This is a genomic window from Corynebacterium lizhenjunii, assembly GCF_011038655.2.
Taxonomy (GTDB): Bacteria; Actinomycetota; Actinomycetes; order Mycobacteriales; family Mycobacteriaceae; genus Corynebacterium; species Corynebacterium lizhenjunii.
On record NZ_CP064954.1, the window covers coordinates 201,956 to 220,220 of the forward strand.

Below are 18,265 nucleotides of genomic sequence, written 5' to 3' on the forward strand. Positions count from 1 at the left end.
ACCCTACGTGTCTTGGGAGCTAATGAAAACGGTCGCCGCCATAAAACGCGGCGATTTTCTCCAGCAGACCCCCCTAAAGTGTGATGCGCTAGACAAGGCGTATGGCGTGTGAATACACTTACGGCTTCAGTACCCCTAACCCCTATCGCGTGGCCCGCCACGCAGCCGCTAGGAAGGAGCGCACCCCTAATGACCGTCCGTTTGAAACCTGCTTCCCGAGTCAACCCGATTGTGTTGCGTGGCGAGTGGGTGCGGAAAGCCAACTGCCGCAACTGCGACCCGGACGCCCTCTTTGTTCGCGGTGCGGAACAGCGCAAAGCAGCCGAGATTTGCGAGGAATGCCCGGTGCTGAACCAATGTCTAGCAGATGCCCTGGATAATCGCGTGGAGTTTGGCGTGTGGGGCGGGCTGACAGAACGCCAACGCCGCGCCCTCTTGCGCAAAAACAGGCACATCAAGTCCTGGGCGGACTATCTGTCCGCCGGTGGCGAGCTGATCGGCATCTGAGCCGCAGCACGCTGCGGCGCGCCGGGACACGAAGCGGTACGCCCCTGTGAGAGCGGCCCGGTCGCGCGCACCGTTGGACAGGCAGCGGCGCGCCGGGAACTGCCGGGTGCCGTAGAATGGCCCGCATGACTAAATGGGAATACGCAACCGCGCCGGTACTCACGCACGCCACCAAGCAAATCCTGGACAGCTGGGGTGAAGATGGCTGGGAATTGGTAACCATTACCCCCGGCATGAACCCAGAAAACGTGGTGGCCTACTTCAAGCGGCCGGTGGAGGAGAACTAATGAGCTTTCTGGCTAAGCTTTCGCAGCTCGGATACGAACTACCACCAGTGGCCAAGCCGCTGGCTTCCTACGTACCGGCGGTGCGAGTAGGCAACCAAGTGTGGACCTCCGGCCAGCTGCCGCTGCGCGACGGCGCCCTGCTGGCAACCGGCAAGGTAGGCGCCGAGGTCGATGCCCAACAGGCCGCAGATCTGGCCCGCGTGGCGGTCCTCAATGCACTTGCAGCTGTGGATGCAGAGGTGGGGCTAGACAACGTCACCCGGGTGCTCAAGATCGTGGGTTTTGTCGCTTCCAGCCCGGACTTTGTAGAACAGCCGGCCGTGGTGAATGGGGCCTCGGACTTTATTGGCGAGGTTTTCGGGCCAGCTGGCCAGCACGCCCGCTCCGCCGTGGGCGTGGCGGTGCTGCCGAAGGACTCCCCGGTTGAGATCGAGCTCATCGTAGAAGTTAGGCAGTAGGCCAGGCGCGGATAGGTTAGGCTGGAAACCATGGAACACCCTGCATATGCCCAACTGCGCCAGGTCACCCAGTCCGCAGGCGTAGTGTTGTGCGACAACCCCTCTTATACCGCACTGGAAGGGACTAATACCTGGATCATTCGCGCCCCGGAGGATGACCGCGCCATCGTGGTCGATCCGGGGCCGGAGGATGAAGGCCACCTCAACGTTGTCACCGCTCGCGCCGGGGAGGTGGCACTTATTGTGCTCACTCACCGCCACGATGACCACGCCTCCGGTGCCCAGCGCCTGCGCCAACTTACCGGAGCCCCCATCCGGGCTTTCGACGCTAACTACTGCAATGGTGGCGAGCCCCTGAGCGATGGGGAGATTATCGCTTTGGATGATGTCACTCCGCGGCTGGAGGTGGTCCACACCCCGGGCCACACCGCGGACTCCACCAGCTTCTTTGTCTGGACCGGGGAGCCGCACAACTCCCGCCTGGAGGGCATTTTGACTGGCGACACCATCGCGGGCCGCCACACCGTCATGCTCTCCGAGACTGATGGGGACCTTGGTGCCTACCTGCGTTCCCTGGACATCCTCGAAGCTCGCGGAAAAGACGTATCCCTGCTGCCGGGCCACGGCCCGGATTTGGATGACGTCTCCCAGGTAGCCCGCAAGTACATCGACCGCCGCCACCACCGCCTGGAGCAGATTCGCGAGATTCACTCTCGCCTGGGCCAAGACGTGGACCTCAAGACCATGGTGGATGAGATGTACGACGACGTGGACCCAGTGCTGCGCCACGCAGCGGAGCAGTCCACCCGCACCGCGTTGAAGTACCTGGCGGAACAACCCGCCCAGTAGTTTTCGGCTGAGCAGCCCGTTCAATAGCGCGCCGCTTAGCGCTAAGCGTTAAGCGGCGCGTTTAGCGGTGCGCTAAGTGCTAAGCGGTGCGTTTAGCGGTGCGCTAAGCGTTTAGCGGTGCGCTAAGTGCTAAACGCGAACGGCAAAACGCAACAAAGGCCCGGCAAAAACTGCCGGGCCTTTCGCGTGGGCGCGCTAGCGGGCGCGCTTTGCCAGGTGCTCCGTATCCACGATGAGCACGGACTTGCCCTCCAGGCGAATCCACCCGCGGTGGGCGAAGGTAGCCAGGGCCTTATTCACGGTCTCACGGGAAGCACCCACCAGCTGGGCGATTTCCTCCTGAGTGAGATCGTGGTTAACGCGCAGGGCGCCGCCTTCCTGGGAGCCGAAGCGGTTAGCCAGCTGCAGCAGCGTCTTGGCTACGCGGCCGGGAACGTCGGTGAAGATGAGGTCCGCCAGGTTGGCGTTGGTGCGGCGCAGGCGCCGGGCCAGGACGCGCAACAGTTGCTGGGCGATGGCCGGGTGGTCAGCGACCCACTGCTTGAGCATCTCCGAGTTCATGGTGGCAGCGTGGACCTCCGTCACACAAACAGCGGAGGAGGTGCGCGGGCCCGGGTCGAAGATGGACAGCTCGCCGAACATGTCCGAAGGGCCCATAACGGTGAGCAGATTTTCACGCCCGTCCGGGGCGTGGCGGGCGAGCTTAATCTTTCCGGAGGTGATGATGTAGAGGCGGTCGCCCGGTTCACCTTCCTCGAAAATGGTGGCGCCGCGCGGGAAGCGGACCGTTTCCATCTGCTCAATGAGGTTCTGCACGGCCACCGGATCTACACCTTGGAAGATGCCGGCGCGGGAGAGGATATCCTGTACGCCTTCCACTTATCGCTCCTTGAAGAAAGAATTGGCTTTCATATTTGGGCTGGTTGCCTGCGGGAGGTGCCTTTAGCGTGCGCCCCACACAGCAACGGTTCCCATACTACCGTGTAATAAGTCACTTATGTTAAACACGCTCCAGGCAATCACAAGCGCGGGTCTGCCACGGCAATCACAGGGCTGCGGCCAGTGGCCTGGCACGGCGACACGCTGCCGGTCAAACAGCTTAGAGCTCGTTTTCTTCCAGCTTTTCCATCACGACTACAAAGACTCCTAAGGCGATGGGCACGATGATAACTAAGGCAATCACCGTCCCTACACTACCGGGGTAGCCGAGCTTCCGCCACAGCCAGCACCCGCCGTCCGTCACAGCCAGCACCCGTCGTCTGCCACAGTCAGCACCCGTCGCGGCACGCTACACTAGGGCCCTATGACTGTTGCGCACCCCCTGGGTCTGCCTGGCGCCAATGCTGAGCTGGCGCGCTGCTACCCGGACGCCCACTGTGAGCTGGACTATAGTAACCCGCTGGAGCTCACCGTGGCCACGGTGCTATCCGCGCAATGTACGGATGTGCGTGTCAACCAAGTCACGCCGCAGCTTTTTGCCCGTTACCGCAGCGCGCAAGATTATGCTCAGGCCACCCGCGCGGAATTGGAACAGTTGCTGCGCCCGCTGGGTTTCCAGCGGGCTAAGGCCGGGCACCTCATTGGCTTGGGGGAGGCCCTGGTGGCCAAGTGGGGCGGACAGGTGCCCACTGCGGTGGAGGACTTGGTCAGTCTGCCCGGCGTGGGCCGCAAAACTGCCATGGTGGTGCGCGGAAACGCCTTTGGGTTGCCTGGTTTGAGCGTGGATACGCACTTTGCGCGCGTGTTGACTCGTCTGGGGCTGGTCACTGCGTCGACCCCGTTGGGTATTGAGAAGCAGGCCGCCGCACAGTTGGAAGAGTCCGAGTGGACCCAGTTTTCCCACCGCGTTATCACCCACGGCCGCCGCGTGTGCACGGCCCGCCGCCCCCGGTGCGCGCAGTGCACCCTGCGCCCTGGTTGCCCCACAGGAGTCCAGCAGTGAAAAACCGCAGTGTAGTGCTTTCCGTTGTGGCTATGGTGGTGCTGGCAGTCCTAGTGCTGGTGGCTGCCCGTGCGGCGTTATCGGGCGAGTCTGCCGATTCCCCCTCGGCCAGCCCCCCAACCCTTGACCAGGGTGCTGCCCCGGTCAGCGTGGCGCAGCGCCCTGATTGCCCTACTGGCCCCATTGCGGGGGTGGACCTGCCGTGTTTGGGCGGTGGGGATACGGGGGCATCGGCAAGCTCTGGTGTGACAGTAGTTAATGTGTGGGCCTGGTGGTGCCAGCCTTGCCGCAAGGAACTGCCACCCCTGATGGAAGTCGCGGAGCGCCACCCCGAATGGACCGTGGTGGGTGTGCATGCGGACGCCAACGCCGCCAACGGGGCCGCGTTCCTGGAAGAACTGGGGCTGGAGCTGGCCAGCTATCAAGATGATGCCAATACTTTCGCCGGCACGCTGGGCCTTCCCGGGGTGGTGCCAATTACGCTGGTGCTGCGCGACGGGGAGGTTGTGGGCACGATTGTGCAGGCCATGGACAGTGCTGCAGAAATCGAAGCGCGGATTGGGGAATTTCTATGACTAGACGCACCAGGATGAAGCGCTCCAGCGCATGGCTCGACCGCGCGCGGCAGATGGACCCGGGCGTGGTGGAAGACATTTTGGGGCAACGGCGTTTTTATACGGACCCGCCGGCTCGGCTCAAGCCTGCGGCGGTGCTCATTGCGTTATCCGGGGATGGAGTGGAGACGGGGGAGGTGCTGCTTACGCACCGTTCGCCCAGCATGCGTTCGCACTCCGGGCAGATTGCTTTCCCCGGCGGCCGGCTGGACCCGGGGGAGACCCCGGTGCAGGCTGCGCTGCGCGAGGCGCGGGAGGAAACCGGACTGGAGGAAGCGGAGACCACCGTGCTCTCCGCGTGGGACACGGTGACCATTCGTGCCAGCGGGCACCCGGTGACCCCGGTGCTGGCGCATTGGCATGCGCCGCGCCAGCTGGAGGTAACTAGCCCCGCGGAGGCCGATGATGTCTTTGCGGCTCCCCTGGTGGAGCTGTTGGACCCCGCCCAGCGCTTGCAAGTGGGCTTTCGCGGCTGGCAGGGCCCGGCGTTTTGGCACCGGGATTACCTCATCTGGGGATTTACCGGTGGACTGTTGGCCGCTTTGTTCCGCCACACCGGCTGGGAGATTCCTTGGCGGCGCCACGAAGTGCACGGTTTGCAGGATGTCCTGGCGCGCTCGCGCAATAATGAGCGCTAAGGTTTAATACTTGTTTATCCGTTCCCGCCGCCGGATCCGGCGGAGAAAGCCAGGTACGTATTCGTGACTCCCGCACTCGTTGTTGACATCGTGCTGGTGCTGGCTGGCGTCGTGGCGATGTATAGCGGTTGGCGCCAGGGCGCGTGGGCCTCAGTGCTGGGTTTTGTGGGAATCAGTGCCGGACTTGTGCTGGGGATGGTTATTGCACCATCGGTGATGGCGCTGACTCCGCAGGTGGTGATCCGCTTCCTCCTGGGGCTGGGGGTGGTGATTTTGCTGGTGGGCATCGGCTACCTGGTCGGTGCTGGGCTAGGGGCAGCGATGCGCGACCGCATGCGCGGCCGGATGCAACAGCGGGTGGACTCCCTAGTGGGGGCGCTGTTTCAACTCCTGGCAGTGGCTCTGATCCTGTGGCTGGTGTCTATTCCCTTGGCCTCGGCACTGTCTGGAAAATCCGGACAAGGGATTCGCGAGTCACAAATCTTGGGCGGTATTAATGCGGTGGCCCCGGCGCAGCTGCGCAATCTGCCTACGGGACTGGCGGCCATGCTCAATGAGTCCGGCCTGCCGCCACTAGTAGACCCGTGGACCAGCAATGCGGAGGTGGAGGCCCCGCGGATTGAGGTGGAAAACCGGGAGCTAATTGAGGCCCTGCGCCCGTCTGTCGTGCACGTTCTGGGCGATGCCGAAAGTTGTAGCCGTCGCCTGCTGGGCTCTGGGTTTGTCACGGAGGAGGACTACGTGATTACTAACGCTCACGTGGTGGCGGGTACCAGCGTGGTCTCGCTGGATACCGTGGTAGGTGTGAAGGAAGCCGAGGTGGTCTACTACAACCCAGACGTCGATATTGCTGTGCTGCACTCGGAGGGCCTGGGGTTGAGCCCGCTGCCGTGGGCGCCGGAGCCTGCCCAGCGCGGCCAGGATGCGGTAGTGATGGGGTTCCCACTGTCGGGTCCATTTACGGCCTCGCCCGCACGGATTCGCGAGCAGTTAAGGATTGTGGGCCCGGATATTTACGCCCATTCCCGCGTGGAGCGTGACGCCTATACCGTGCGTGGCCTGATTCAACAGGGCAATTCCGGCGGGCCGATGATCGACGACAACGGCCAGGTGCTCGGCGTAGTTTTCGGCGCCGCGGTGGATGACTCTGATACCGGTTACGCCCTGACTGCCGAGGAAGTCCGCGGCAACATCGGCGACATCTTTGCCCTGCGTGAGCCCGTAGCCACTGGCGAGTGCGTGAGCAAGTAGACCCTGCTAGGCGGGCTAATCTTCGGCTTGCCGATGCCGCCTTATGTGCCAGGGAGCCACCCGACCGGGCTGATCTCGAGAATCCAGAGACGTAGCCCTATGGTCACGTTCCGCCGCCTCATGACATCGGTCACTTGCACGGGAACCGGGTATGAGCTACGCTACAGACATTCGCATCGAGCGATATGCAGCATTTAATCAATTCCCATGGGGAGTGCTATTCAATTCTTTTTGGGCTTCCTCGAGACATGTACTTGCGGCAAGCATTCCCGAAGATAAAAGAAGCATCCGTATGGCCCCATCCGCTGAATTAGTGACCAGAAAGATCCTGGCTGCGTCGGCATTTCTCGGCGGATTGGGCGGCAGCTTGATGCCACTTCTTTTTAACTATGCTTTAGTCGCAGAGCAGGGGATCCCACTGCACATAGTTTCGGTCATCTTGCTCGCGGGACCCTGTGGCTTGCTCCTTGGAAACCGAGCGGTCCTGCCGAGACTGTCCGGATTAAACGCCAAAGTCCTTATGCTCATGGGGCATGGTAGTTTTGCCATAGCCCTTCTGCCGATCCTGCTCTTTTCTAATTCACCAGTGGTGATCTTTTTATGCTTATTCACCGCCTTCGTTGGGAATTCGCTGTATCTCCCTGCACGGTCTGAGTACATACTATTTGTAGGTAATTCCTCTGGCCTTTCGGCTTCTGTCAGTTTTAGGGGTCATTTGAGGTTCCTCACATACTTCTCAACCGGTATAGCGTCTGTGGTTGCCGTTGCAATTCTCTACTTTCAGTACGGTTCAATTCTGCAATTGGCGGTGTTCGTAAATGTTGCGACTCGCTCGGTTTGTGCCTTGCTCATTAGCCAACTCCCTCGTTTGCACGGGAGCAAGGGGCGCCAAGATGAGGCTGGTAATGCCGCGGAGACTACGGACTGTAATCTCCCTAGGCCCGTTGTACCGAAGGCATACGTTGCCACAGTAGCGGCATTAATTTTGGCATCCGCGTTGTGCGGAAGCTACGTCGTCGCGCTCCCGCTGGTGGTAGCACAGCTCAACGTCGAGGGCGGAGAGATCTATCCACTGCTGCTTGGAGCTATGACAATCCTGGCGGCATTCTTGCACCGCAATGAAACCCTGAAGCACTATGCCAGTCAACATCAATCAGTAACGCTCACCACCTCCGTTTGGGGTTCCGCATTGGCGTTCCTAATTCTGTTCGGGTCTTTAGCCATTGAGCATGCAGGTAGCCTTGTGCTCACCGCAGCCAGCATAAGCATGCTGACTGTCTGTAACGTCGCCATAGTCACGCTACACTGGGAATACTCTTACCAGATGCCAAGTGCGCGTATTTGGTAGGGGTGTTCCGGGAAGGTGGTCGGGGTGGTATTCCGGGTTGTTGGTAGGGCTGCCAGCCCGGCGTTGCATAGCCGGGCTGGCGTTTGGGGTTAGGTGTTCGTGTTGTCGCGGATGGTTGCAAGATGCTTGCGCATGTCAAAGTCGCCAATTTCTATATGGCGCCCGCTGCTGATCCTGCTGACGAGTGAGTCTGCTCCGACTCGGTTGGGCAGGGCTTTGAGCCAGTAGCCTGCACTCGATTGTGATGAAATGATGGTCGGGAGTCGGCCGTCTCTTTCAATTAGGATTTTGGTTAGGTCGTCTTGACCACGGGAGTCTATTCCAAGGGTGAGAAAGTCGTCGATAATCAGGACATCGACATTCACGAGTTTTCTCATCACCGTTTCGTATGATTCCTCGTTGGGCAAGAAGGCCGCCAACGTGGACACCAGCTGGTCAAGGCGGTAGTACAACACCGAGTACCCTGCTTGGCACGCTGCAACTCCTAGGGCGCAGGCAATGTAGGTTTTCCCAGTTCCTGCAGGTGCCAGCAGGTGCAAGTTGGTAGGGTCTTCTCGCCAATTGGTCCTCGCGATGCGTTCTAGCGCTCGGGTATTGATGCCTCGTTGTTCGGGGCTGATGATTTCAGCGAGGGTGGCATCTGGGTACCGAAACTTTGCCTGTGCGATGGCTTTGGCGATGTTACGCTCGGTTCGACGCTGGGCGAGGATATCGGTGGCTGCGATGAAGATATCTTCAGGTAGCGCATTGGCGTAGTCGTCGTTGGCGATGAGCTCGAAGTAAACCTCGGCGAAGGTCGATAGCCGTAGGGCGCGCAGTCGTGCCCAGGTGGTGTCATCCAGGTGATCCATGGTTTAGGCATCCTTTCTGTTAGTGAAGTGCTCTGCTGAGCGGATGAAGACCTCTGATTCCAATCCTGTGATGTCGATTGGCCCTGGACTGTGTTGCGTCTGCGGTGCTTTGGTGGCAGGACGATTGTGGTTGATGCTGGATTGCACGCGCTGTATTACTGATCGAGCTGGAGCTAGCTCGTGGTCCAGGATGTACTGGCATGCCGGTTCCAGGGTGGTGCCATTGTGGCGCTTACCCAGCGATGCCAGGATTAGGCTGGCTTGTTTCATCCCCTTCGGTACGGCTGTGGCGTAGCGGTCGAGGACCTTTTTGATTACCGCTATCGTCGCAGTTCCGTAGGATGAGGCCCAAGAGAGCAACTCGTCACGGGTGTAGGCTTTCGACGTTGAATGTCCATCGGGGCTGTGTGTCGGGTCGGAGGAGTACCGATAGCGAAATCCGTGCAACCGAGGATGCTCAGCCACTAGCTGATCGAGGTAGAAGATACTAACCGTTGAGTGGGTCAGACGTGCTCGTACCGTTTTGCCCACCAGGGTAAATGGCACTGAGTAGTACTGATAGTCACAGGTGACGTGCCAGGACCGGTCTACTTTTAGGCTGCGCCACAACACTTCAGTGAACCGATCCTGAGGCAGAGCGCGCATCAGTGGGCGTTCGTCAGCATCAAAAAGCTCTCGCCGGGTTAGCCCATCGCTGCGCTGGCGGACCTCATTAATGTCGTCAATACGTTCAGCGATCGCTTCGTTGAGCTCTTCGAGACTGTAGAATCTTTGCTGATCGAAATAGCCCAGGACCAGCGAGTACACGGTTTGTACTGCGCGTTCAACGGCAGCCTTATCGCGTGGCTTTCCAGGCCTGGTCGGCACAATGAGAATGTCGTAGTACGCAGCGAAGTCAGCATAGCGATCCGTGATCGCCCGATAGGAAGAGTTTTTCTTCGGCCGATAAGTTGCTGTCGACGCGTTGTCAGGAACAATAATTGCTGGTAGAGCACCAAGATAGTCCAATGTGGCGACATGGCAGTCGATCCAGTTGTCCATCTTTTCGTTCCTGGCTGCCTTCGCAAACAACATTCCTGAATACGGGCAGACAGCCACGAAAATTGATGCACGAAACGCCGTCTTGCCCGTCGCAGGATCTTCGATAGCGACTTTATCGCCAGCCCAATCCACATACAGCTCCTCACCGGGTTCATGGTCAATGACCTCGGTGAGTCCGTGGGTTTTGATGTAGGCTGCCAACCCATTACAAAACTGGGCGTACTGGTATTTCACCATCCCTGGCTCGGCTGGCAAGGAGTAATACTTCTCCCACAGCATGAACCTGGTCAGATGCTTGTTCTTCGCCAGCTTATCCGCAAGAGCCTTATAATCCGGCTGGACATACGCTGCTTTCCTCGCCCTGCGTCCATCCGGAAAATGCTCGTCAAAGAACTCCGGGGACAATCCCGCAAACGCCTCAGCAGTGATGTCATAGGCGTTGATGACATCGATCACGCGAGCAATATCGCGATTGGAGCACCCCAAGGCAGAAGCAATCGCATCGTAGCTTTTGCCTTCCAACCGCATCGCCATGATCTCTTTGAATTCAGCCATGAACATGGCCTCCTTAGTCATGAAAACGTGTCACGGTGCCACAGAATTGACGACACCGCCACACAGATCATGACCCGACCACCTAGCCAGAAACACCCCTACCACCTATGCAGACTACCCCGACCAAATACCCGCAATCGGCACGTTGCCACAGTTACGGTATTAATTTTGGCATCCGCATTGTGCGGAAGCTACGTCGTCGCGCTCCCGCTGGTGGTAGCACAGCTCAACTTCGAGGGCGGAGAGATCTATCCACTGCTGCTTGGAACCATGACAATCCTGGCAGCATTCTTGCATCGCAATGAAACCCTGAAGCACTATGCCAGTCAACATCAATCAGTAACGCTCGTCACCTCCGTCTGGGGTTCCGCAGTGGCGTTCCTAATTCTGTTCGGGTCCTTTGCCATCGAGCATGCAGGTAGCCTTGTGCTCACCGCAGCCAGCATAAGCATGCTGACTGTCTGCAACGTCGCCATAGTCACGCTACACTGGGAATACTCTTACCAGAAGCGAACCACAGAGACGACTCGTGCTTTTGAAGCTATGGATAGCTTCTTGCAGACATGTATCGGGTTAGTGGTTCCTAGTGCCATATCCCTGTTCCTGGGGTTTTGCTCTCTCAACGTTTTCTGGGGACTGGCAGCTGCCTTTGCGTGCTTTGGTGTGTATCTTCTGATCTCCATCAAGGTCGATGCTCTTCCTGGCATGTAAGGAGACTTCCTCGCCCGCCTTAGGCCGGCTTAGTACTATGCATTAACTTTCAGAGGGGACCTTGAGCCGCCCATAAAGGGGGATAGGCCCTAGGGAACGCGATGACTCTAGGGCCTACCAGGGTGGTTCATGCAGTAGGTAAAGCGCGCAGTTGGCAGAAGTAGCTACTCGGTAAGACCCAAGTTGGCGCCGGTTCCGATCTCGATGTGCAGGCCCGGAACCGAGTCGATGAGGTTGCGGGTGTAGGGCTGCTGGGGGTTGTCAAAGACGGCATCGGCAGTGCCTTGCTCGACAATCTTTCCCTTCTGCATGACCACGATGTCATCGGCGGTCTGACGGACTACCGCGAGGTCGTGGGTGATAAACAGATAGGACAGCTGCAGATCCTCCTGTAGCTGCGCCAGCAGGTTGATGATCTGGTTTTGCACCAACACGTCCAGGGCGGAGACGGCCTCGTCGAGCACGACTACCTCCGGGCCCAGGGCCAGCGCGCGGGCAATCGCAATGCGCTGGCGCTGACCGCCGGAGAGCTCATTGGGGTAGCGACGCATGGCAGAGCGTGGCATGGCCACCATGTCCAGCAGCTCAGCCACGCGAGCCTCGCGCTCCTTGCGGGAGCCTACCTTGTGCAAGGCCAGCGGCTCCTCGATGCACCGGTAGATCGAATACATCGGGTCCAAGGAACCGTAGGGGTTCTGGAAAACCACCTGCATCTTGCGGCGCAGGTTAAACAGCTCCTTCTTCGACATCTGGGCGGTGTCTTGGCCCTCGTAGATAATCGAGCCTGAGGTCGGCTGCAGCAATTGCAACACCATGTTAGCCACGGTGGACTTGCCGGAACCAGACTCGCCCACGATGGCCATGGTGGTGCCACGGCGCAGGTCAAAGGAAACATCGTCTACGGCCTTGAGCAGCTTCTTTTCTCCCCGTTGACCGCGGATGTCGAATTCCTTGGTGAGGTTGCGGACCTGGATGACGGGGGCGGCATCGGCAGACTCAGCACCATGAGAGTGCAGCTCGGCGGTGTCCAACCCGGCCTCGCGGGCGGACTGGATGCGAGAGGATGCCAAGGACGGTGCGGCAGTGACCAGGCGGCGGGTGTAGGGGTGCTGGGGGTCGCGCAAAATCTCGCGCGAGGGACCAGACTCCACAATACGCCCGCGGTGCATGACAATGAGGTGCTCGGCGCGCTCGGCGGCCAAGCCCAAGTCGTGGGTGATAAACAACACCGCGTTGCCCAGCTCCTGGGTCAGGTGCTCCAGGTGGTCCAGGATGGTCTTTTGGACGGTTACGTCCAGGGCGGAGGTGGGCTCATCGGCAATAAGCAGCTTCGGCCGGGCAGCCAGGCCCATTGCGATCAGGGCGCGCTGGCGCATGCCACCAGAGAACTCGTGGGGGTACTGCTTGGACCTGCGGGCGGCATCGGGAAGACCGGCCTCCTCCAGCAGCTCCACCACGCGCTGGTGGCGCTGCGAGCCGGGGACCACGTTGTTGGCCTTGAGGGACTCCTCAATCTGGGTGCCAATGCGCCACACCGGGTTCAGATTGGACATGGGGTCCTGCGGCACCAGACCAATTTGGGAGCCGCGGATGGCCTCGAACTGCTTGTTATTGAAGTGCGTGATGTCCTGGCCCTCGAAGAGGATCTGCCCGCCGGTGACCTTGCCGGTGCCGGGCAGCAGGCCCAGAATCGACATCGCGGTAGTGGACTTACCGGAGCCGGACTCGCCCACGATGGCCACCGACTGGCCCGGGTAGATGCACAGGTTTACGCCGCGGACCGCCTCGACCGTACCGGTGGAGGACTCGAAGGAAATCTGGACGTCGCGCATCTCCAACAATGGCTGTGGATTAGCAGGAGATTGCTGTGCGTGGTTATCTGCCATGATTAACGTTTCCTTGCCTTGGGATCCAGGGCGTCGCGCACGACGTCGCCCATCATGATGAAGCTCAGGACCGTCAAGCCCAGCGCGGTGGCCGGGTAGAAGAGGACCTCAGGGTTGGTGCGCAGGGACTGTTGCGCCTGCGAGATGTCGCCGCCCCACGACACGATGGTGGGCGGCAAGCCGATGCCCAGGAAGGACAGCGTCGCCTCCGCCACAATAAAGGTGCCCAGGGCCACCGTGGCATAGGAGATGATGGGGGCCGCAGCGTTGGGCATGATGTGGCTAAAAAGGATCTTGGCATTCGAGGCACCAATGGAGCGCGCGGAGGTGACGAACTCCTCGTTCTTCACACTCATCACCGCACCACGAGTAATGCGAGCAATGGACACCCAGCCGAAAGCACCCAGGACCACGGCCACCGTCAGGATGGTGCGGTGCTCCTTGAACAGCTGCATGACCACAATGGCGGCCAGGACCAGCGGGATGGCGAAGAAGACGTCCGTGATACGGGAGAGCACGGCATCCAGCCAGCCGCCAAAGTAGCCGGCCAAGGCGCCGATGATTGAGCCCAATACAGTGACAATCAGCGTGGAGAGCACGCCCACCGCCACGGAGGCCCGGGCGCCGTAAATCAGGCGCGAATAAATGTCGCAGCCTTGGCGGTTGAAGCCGAACACGTGGCCAGGCTCTGGGCCTGCTAGCGAGCGGGAAAGCTCGCAAAAGCGCGGATCCGTGGAGGTGAACAGGCCGGGGAAGGCGGCCATGGCTACCGCTACGGCAATCATGGCGGCCGCGACCCAGAACAGCGGGCGGCGGCGCAGGTAACGCCAGGCCTCACCCCATTGGGAAGACGGGGCGGACTCATCCTTGACGGCATCGACAGCACCGAGTCCGGTCTCATCCGTTTCTGCGATGAAGTGCTCTTGGCCGGGGCGCGGGGAGGCGGTTTCAAAATTAGGCATAGCGGATCCTCGGATCAAGTACGGCGTACAGGAGGTCAACCAAAAGGTTGGAGATGATGTAGATCATCACCAAGACCGTGGTGAAGGAAACGATGGTGGTGGGCTCACCGCGCAAGATGGCCTGGTACATCGTGCCGCCCACGCCGTTGATGCCGAAGATGCCCTCGGTGATAATCGCGCCCGTCATCAGCGCGCCCAGGTCCGCACCGATGTAGGTGACTACCGGGATGAGGGAGTTGCGCAGCACGTGGCGGTTCATGGTGGTCGCGTTGGGCAGGCCCTTGGCGCGGGCGGTGCGCACGTAATCCGCGCGCAGGTTCTCGCTCACCGACTGGCGGGTCAGGCGAATGACGTACGCAAAGGACATGGCGCCGAGCACGATGGCGGGCATGAGCAGTGACTTGAAGCTGGCATTCGCACCCACCGTCACCGGCAGCAGGCCCCACTTGATGCCCACCAGATACTGGAAGACGAAGCCCACCACGAAGGAAGGCACTGCGATGACTACCAGGGAGAGCACCAGGATGGTGGAGTCGAAGACGCCGCCGCGGCGGATACCGGATATCACGCCGAAGATGATGCCAAAGACAGACTCAAAGACGATGGCCATTAGCGCCAGCTTCAGGGTGACCGGGAAAGCGTTGGCCATCACCTGGGTAACAGGTACGCCAGAGAAGGTGGTGCCGAAGTCGAGGACCAAAATGCCCTTGAGGTAGAGCAAGTACTGGACCAAGAAAGGCTTGTCCAGATTGTATTCGGCCGCGATCCTTTCGCGGGCCGCGTCGGTGAGGCCACGGTCGCCGCCTAGGGCTTCGACCGGGTCACCGGGCATGAGGAAGACGAGCGCGTAGATGAGGAAGGTGGCTCCGAGGAACACCGGGATCATCTGCAACACGCGTCGCCCGATATAGCGCAACATTGGATGAAGATTCCTTTTCTAAGTAGCTTCCCATTGCTGGATAAATCATAAGCAATGCCAGGTGTGGAAACTAAGCGGGTGCAGGCAGGCAAGTAGCCCTACTCCGCAATAGGACAGGGGGAGTAGGGCTACCGGGTGCGTTCAGGCGCGAAACAGTAGGGCGCCTTATTTCTTGGTGATGTCGGTGTATTCCGGCACGGACTTCCAGTTGAAGACCACGTTATCTACGGCCTCGGAGTAGCCGCCGGTGACGTTGGAGTACCACAGCGGGATGGCGGGCAGGTCCGCGAAGAGGAACTCCTGTGCCTCGTTGTAGATCTTGGCTGCGTCCTCCGGGGACTTAGCGGTGCCGGCTTCCTTCAGCTTGGCGTCGAAGGCCTTGTTGGAGTAGTCCGAGTCATTGGAACCAGCGCCGGTGCCGTAGACGGCGGACAGGAAGTTGCCGATGGACGGGTAGTCTGCCTGCCAGCCAGTGCGGAAGGCGGTGGTGATGGTGCGGTTGGTGACCTCATCGCGCAGGGACTTGAAGTCCGGGTAGGGAGCGCCGTTGGCCTCGATGCCCAGGTTGTTCTTGATCTGGTTGGTCACAGCGTCCACCCAGCTCTGGTGGCCACCATCGGAGTTGTAAGCAATCTGGAAGGAACCGGAGAACTTATCAATCTCATCCGCCTTGGCCCACAGCTCCTTGGCCTTGGTGGGGTTGAACTCCAAGACGTCATTGCCCTTGATGCTCTCGGAGTAGCCCGGCAGCACCGGGGAGGAGAAGTCCTTGGCCGGGGTGCGGGTGCCCTGGAAGATGGTCTCAGTTACTGCGTCGCGGTCGATGGCTAGCGACAGTGCCTGGCGGCGCAGCTTGCCTTCTTCGCCCTCAAAGTGCTTGAGGTTCTTGGGCAGGCTGAAGGACTGGAACACCGCGGCCGGCTGGTTGACTGCGCGATCCCCTAGGTCGTTTTCGTAGACAGAGAAGGCGGAGTCCGGAATGGCATCCAGCACGTCCAGGTTGCCGGCTAGCAGATCTGCGTAGGCGGAATCCTGGGAGGGGTAGAAGATGAACTTCACGCCATCGTTCTTAGCCGGGGTCTCCCCGGTGTATTCCTCATTGGGGACCAGGATGGCGTCCTGGTTGTGGTTCCACTCGGCCAGCTTGTACGGGCCGTTGCCCACCGGGTTCTCCCCGAAGCCGTCCATGTCTTCAAAAGCGGACTCCGGAAGCGGGAAGTAAGCGCTGTAGCCCAGGCGCTGCGGGAAGTCTGCCTCGGGGGCAGTCAGGGTGATGGTGAAGGTCTTATCATCGACAACCTTCAGGCCCTCCAGAGACTGCGCGCCCTCCTCGTAGCCCTTGATCGGCTCAAAGAAGTATGCGCCCAGCAGGTCGTTGGCCACGGCGTAGTTCCAGGCGTCCACGAAGGAGTGGGCCGTTACCGGGGTGCCGTCAGAGAACTTGGTGTCCTTGAGCTTGACGGTGAACTCGGTGGAGTCCGCGTTGGATTCGATGGACTCGGCTACCTCATTGTGGGCCTTGCCGTCGGCGTCGTAGCGCACCAGGCCGGCGAAGAGGCTATCGACAATGCGCCCGCCGCCGGTCTCATTGGTATTTGCCGGTACCAGCGGGTTTTGGGGCTCGGAGCCGTTGGTGAGGACGTAATTGGTGCCGCCCTTGCTGTCGGAAGTACCGGAGGCGGAGTCGGAAGAATCGGAGCTGCAGGCCACCAGGGCCGTAGACAGAGCTGCTGCAGTTGATAGCGCAACAATCTTCTTAATGGGCATGGGGGGTGTTCCTCCATCGTGAGAGATCTGGGTCCTGTGGTCAGGCTTGTAGAACAACGTACTGTGTAACGGTGGTAACACACAAATATGCCTACTGAGTCCTGTTAGCACACCACCCTATTATCTAACAGGTAACCAAATCAAGGCAGGGGTTCTTACAGACCCTCTTGGGCCAGCCAATCACGCACCACTGCCACGAATTCTTCTGGCTGTTCAATGTGCGGCAAGTTCTTGCTCCCGGCCACGTGCGCAGGCTGTAGCTGGCGCGCCCGCCGCCGCGCCCGCCGCAGCACCGGGCCCCACAGCCGTTGGTTGGCATGCAGGAACAGTACGGGGGCATCGGCAAGCACGGAGCTCAACTGTGGCACGGGGGCAGTGAGCAGGCGGTGGTTCCACAGAAAGCCACGGAAGGTATTGCCAATTAAGCGCGCCTGCCCCCGCAGCGCGGCAGTCTCCCGCACGCGCGGGCTGTCGCCTGCCACATTGAGCCGCAGCTCAGTGTCGGTGAGCATACCCCACGGCGCCAGGCGCACCAGGGGCAGCCGCACAAGCAGGGTGCGCAGCAGGAGCCACCCAAAATCCCAGGGACGCGCGTGCATAGCCCGGCGCAAATCCCGCGGGTGAGCCCCCGAAATGGACACCACCCCGGCCACCCGCTCCGGGCGCTCACACGCAGTAGCCCACGCCAGGCCTGCAGAGGTGTCATTACCCACCAACACGGCGCGGTCGTGGCCCAGAGCCTGGATGGCCCCGGTGACATCCCCAATGAGCACCCGAATGTCCTGGCCCAGCGCCACCGGTGGCTTATCGGAAAGCCCATAGCCGCGCAGGTCCAATGCGGCCACGTGGTAGCCTGCTGCGGCAAGCGGCTCGAGTACGTACTGATAATCAAACCAGCCGCCCAGGGATCCGTGCAGGCACAGAATCAGTGGGCGGCTGGGATCCCCCAAGGTGGCGGCGTGCAGGCGCAGGCCGCGGGTGTGGAGGTATTCATGGCGCCACGGCCCGTCTAGTTCAACTACAGACGGCGGCAGCGCAGGCGTCGAAGCCATAGCAGGGTTAACGCGGCCCCTTAGGTGTACAGGCCGGACTGCGGGTTGGTCAGCTCCTTGGAGCCCTTGGAGCCCGGGATGACGTTTTTAAGCTCTTTAGCAGAGGCGATGGTCTTTTCCGGGGACTTGACCTTCTTGACGTTCTTCAAGCCCAGGAGGGCCAGCACGCCGGCGAGCACCAGCATAATCAGGAAGACAATCAGGAACGCTGCCCAGCGGTCAAACCACAGGTGGCTCAGTAGCTCTGCCAGGAAGAAGAAAAAGAAAAAGGAGCTATACAGTGCCACAACACCGGCGGCGCCGAAGAGGCCGGCGCCAATGCCGCCCTTCTTAGCCGCGGCCGCCAGTTCCGTCTTTGCCAGCTCCAGCTCGGAGCGAACCAAGGAGGAAATCTGCTCGGAAGCATTGGACACCAGCTGGCCAATGGAGGCCTCACCGGACTTGGAGGTGTCTACATCGCTGAGCGGGATGGCGTTCGCGCGCGGGGCGAAGTTCTCAGAGCCGTCAGTGAATAGTCCGTCTTTGCTCACGGGGAAAAACCTTCCTTAGGTGCTTTAGCTCACCCTTCTGCTCACCCTTCTGCTTATCGCTGTGGCTGGGCTAGGGTTGGGCTAGGGTGCGGTGTCT

General features: G+C 60.4%; 20 protein-coding genes. 10 read left to right on the plus strand and 10 right to left on the minus strand.

What is annotated here, in order from left to right; translation table 11 throughout:
• The first annotated feature begins 189 nt into the window (after window positions 1–189).
• The 4 genes from G7Y31_RS00940 (at window position 190) to G7Y31_RS00955 (ending at window position 2,101) form a co-directional block, all read left to right on the plus strand.
• Window positions 190–507: a WhiB family transcriptional regulator gene (locus G7Y31_RS00940; RefSeq protein WP_165010828.1), complete on the plus strand. Its 318-nt coding sequence runs from the start codon at window positions 190–192 to the stop codon at window positions 505–507.
• A gap of 125 nt (window positions 508–632) precedes the next feature.
• A complete protein-coding gene (gene sp36 / locus G7Y31_RS00945) occupies window positions 633–794 on the plus strand; it encodes a Sp36 family protein (RefSeq protein WP_196823586.1) in 162 nt (53 codons plus the stop codon).
• Window positions 794–1,252 (plus strand): RidA family protein, encoded by a 459-nt coding sequence (locus tag G7Y31_RS00950; protein WP_165010824.1) that lies wholly within the window; start codon window positions 794–796, stop codon window positions 1,250–1,252. Before sp36 ends, G7Y31_RS00950 begins: the two co-directional genes overlap by 1 nt.
• Before the next feature lie 30 nt (window positions 1,253–1,282).
• Window positions 1,283–2,101 carry an MBL fold metallo-hydrolase gene (locus G7Y31_RS00955; RefSeq protein ID WP_165010822.1) on the plus strand — a complete coding sequence of 273 codons (819 nt, stop codon included), beginning with the start codon at window positions 1,283–1,285 and terminating at the stop codon, window positions 2,099–2,101.
• Window positions 2,102–2,296: 195 nt separating this feature from the next.
• On the opposite strand, the gene glxR is transcribed toward G7Y31_RS00955, so the two are convergent.
• Together glxR and G7Y31_RS00965 are read right to left on the minus strand one after the other, a co-directional pair.
• On the minus strand, window positions 2,297–2,980 hold the full coding sequence (gene glxR / locus G7Y31_RS00960; protein WP_165010820.1) for a CRP-like cAMP-activated global transcriptional regulator GlxR: 684 nt from the start codon (window positions 2,978–2,980) through the stop codon (window positions 2,297–2,299).
• A gap of 220 nt (window positions 2,981–3,200) precedes the next feature.
• The gene (locus G7Y31_RS00965) at window positions 3,201–3,353 is read right to left on the minus strand and encodes a hypothetical protein (protein WP_165010817.1); all 153 of its coding nucleotides are present in this window, start codon (window positions 3,351–3,353) and stop codon (window positions 3,201–3,203) included.
• A 51-nt stretch (window positions 3,354–3,404) separates the two neighbouring features.
• On the opposite strand from G7Y31_RS00965, the gene nth reads away from it, so the two are divergent.
• The 5 genes from nth (at window position 3,405) to G7Y31_RS00990 (ending at window position 7,894) form a co-directional block, all read left to right on the plus strand.
• Window positions 3,405–4,043: an endonuclease III gene (gene nth, locus G7Y31_RS00970; RefSeq protein WP_165010815.1), complete on the plus strand. Its 639-nt coding sequence runs from the start codon at window positions 3,405–3,407 to the stop codon at window positions 4,041–4,043.
• Window positions 4,040–4,618 (plus strand): TlpA family protein disulfide reductase, encoded by a 579-nt coding sequence (locus tag G7Y31_RS00975; protein WP_244977414.1) that lies wholly within the window; start codon window positions 4,040–4,042, stop codon window positions 4,616–4,618. Before nth ends, G7Y31_RS00975 begins: the two co-directional genes overlap by 4 nt.
• 14 nt (window positions 4,619–4,632) lie before the next feature.
• Window positions 4,633–5,295 (plus strand): NUDIX hydrolase, encoded by a 663-nt coding sequence (locus G7Y31_RS00980; RefSeq protein ID WP_165010869.1) that lies wholly within the window; start codon window positions 4,633–4,635, stop codon window positions 5,293–5,295.
• 63 nt (window positions 5,296–5,358) lie between these two features.
• Window positions 5,359–6,546 (plus strand): MarP family serine protease, encoded by a 1,188-nt coding sequence (locus tag G7Y31_RS00985; RefSeq protein ID WP_165010813.1) that lies wholly within the window; start codon window positions 5,359–5,361, stop codon window positions 6,544–6,546.
• A 151-nt stretch (window positions 6,547–6,697) separates the two neighbouring features.
• Window positions 6,698–7,894, plus strand: coding sequence for a hypothetical protein (locus tag G7Y31_RS00990; protein WP_165010811.1), 1,197 nt, complete (start codon window positions 6,698–6,700; stop codon window positions 7,892–7,894).
• An 89-nt stretch (window positions 7,895–7,983) separates the two neighbouring features.
• Here G7Y31_RS00990 and G7Y31_RS00995 read toward each other — a convergent pair whose 3' ends face one another.
• Window positions 7,984–8,745 (minus strand): ATP-binding protein, encoded by a 762-nt coding sequence (locus G7Y31_RS00995; protein ID WP_165011246.1) that lies wholly within the window; start codon window positions 8,743–8,745, stop codon window positions 7,984–7,986.
• A 3-nt stretch (window positions 8,746–8,748) separates the two neighbouring features.
• On the minus strand, window positions 8,749–10,341 hold the full coding sequence (istA, locus tag G7Y31_RS01000) for an IS21 family transposase (RefSeq protein ID WP_165011245.1): 1,593 nt from the start codon (window positions 10,339–10,341) through the stop codon (window positions 8,749–8,751).
• Between the two features lie 168 nt (window positions 10,342–10,509).
• On the opposite strand from istA, the gene G7Y31_RS01005 reads away from it, so the two are divergent.
• A complete protein-coding gene (locus G7Y31_RS01005; RefSeq protein ID WP_165011137.1) occupies window positions 10,510–11,052 on the plus strand; it encodes a hypothetical protein in 543 nt (180 codons plus the stop codon).
• Window positions 11,053–11,216: 164 nt separating this feature from the next.
• Here the strand turns inward: G7Y31_RS01005 and G7Y31_RS01010 are convergent, their stop codons facing one another.
• The 6 genes from G7Y31_RS01010 to G7Y31_RS01035 form a co-directional block, all read right to left on the minus strand.
• Window positions 11,217–12,938, minus strand: a complete 1,722-nt coding sequence (locus G7Y31_RS01010) for an ABC transporter ATP-binding protein (protein WP_165011135.1) — start codon at window positions 12,936–12,938, stop codon at window positions 11,217–11,219.
• A gap of 2 nt (window positions 12,939–12,940) precedes the next feature.
• Window positions 12,941–13,900 (minus strand): ABC transporter permease, encoded by a 960-nt coding sequence (locus tag G7Y31_RS01015; RefSeq protein WP_165011133.1) that lies wholly within the window; start codon window positions 13,898–13,900, stop codon window positions 12,941–12,943.
• Window positions 13,893–14,819, minus strand: coding sequence for an ABC transporter permease (locus G7Y31_RS01020; protein WP_165011131.1), 927 nt, complete (start codon window positions 14,817–14,819; stop codon window positions 13,893–13,895). The genes G7Y31_RS01015 and G7Y31_RS01020 overlap by 8 nt, the downstream gene beginning before the upstream one ends.
• A gap of 165 nt (window positions 14,820–14,984) precedes the next feature.
• A complete protein-coding gene (locus tag G7Y31_RS01025) occupies window positions 14,985–16,586 on the minus strand; it encodes a peptide ABC transporter substrate-binding protein (RefSeq protein ID WP_165011129.1) in 1,602 nt (533 codons plus the stop codon).
• A gap of 155 nt (window positions 16,587–16,741) precedes the next feature.
• Window positions 16,742–17,638 carry an alpha/beta fold hydrolase gene (locus G7Y31_RS01030; protein WP_165011127.1) on the minus strand — a complete coding sequence of 299 codons (897 nt, stop codon included), beginning with the start codon at window positions 17,636–17,638 and terminating at the stop codon, window positions 16,742–16,744.
• Between the two features lie 20 nt (window positions 17,639–17,658).
• Window positions 17,659–18,168, minus strand: a complete 510-nt coding sequence (locus tag G7Y31_RS01035; RefSeq protein ID WP_165011125.1) for a phage holin family protein — start codon at window positions 18,166–18,168, stop codon at window positions 17,659–17,661.
• Window positions 18,169–18,265 lie beyond the last annotated feature (97 nt).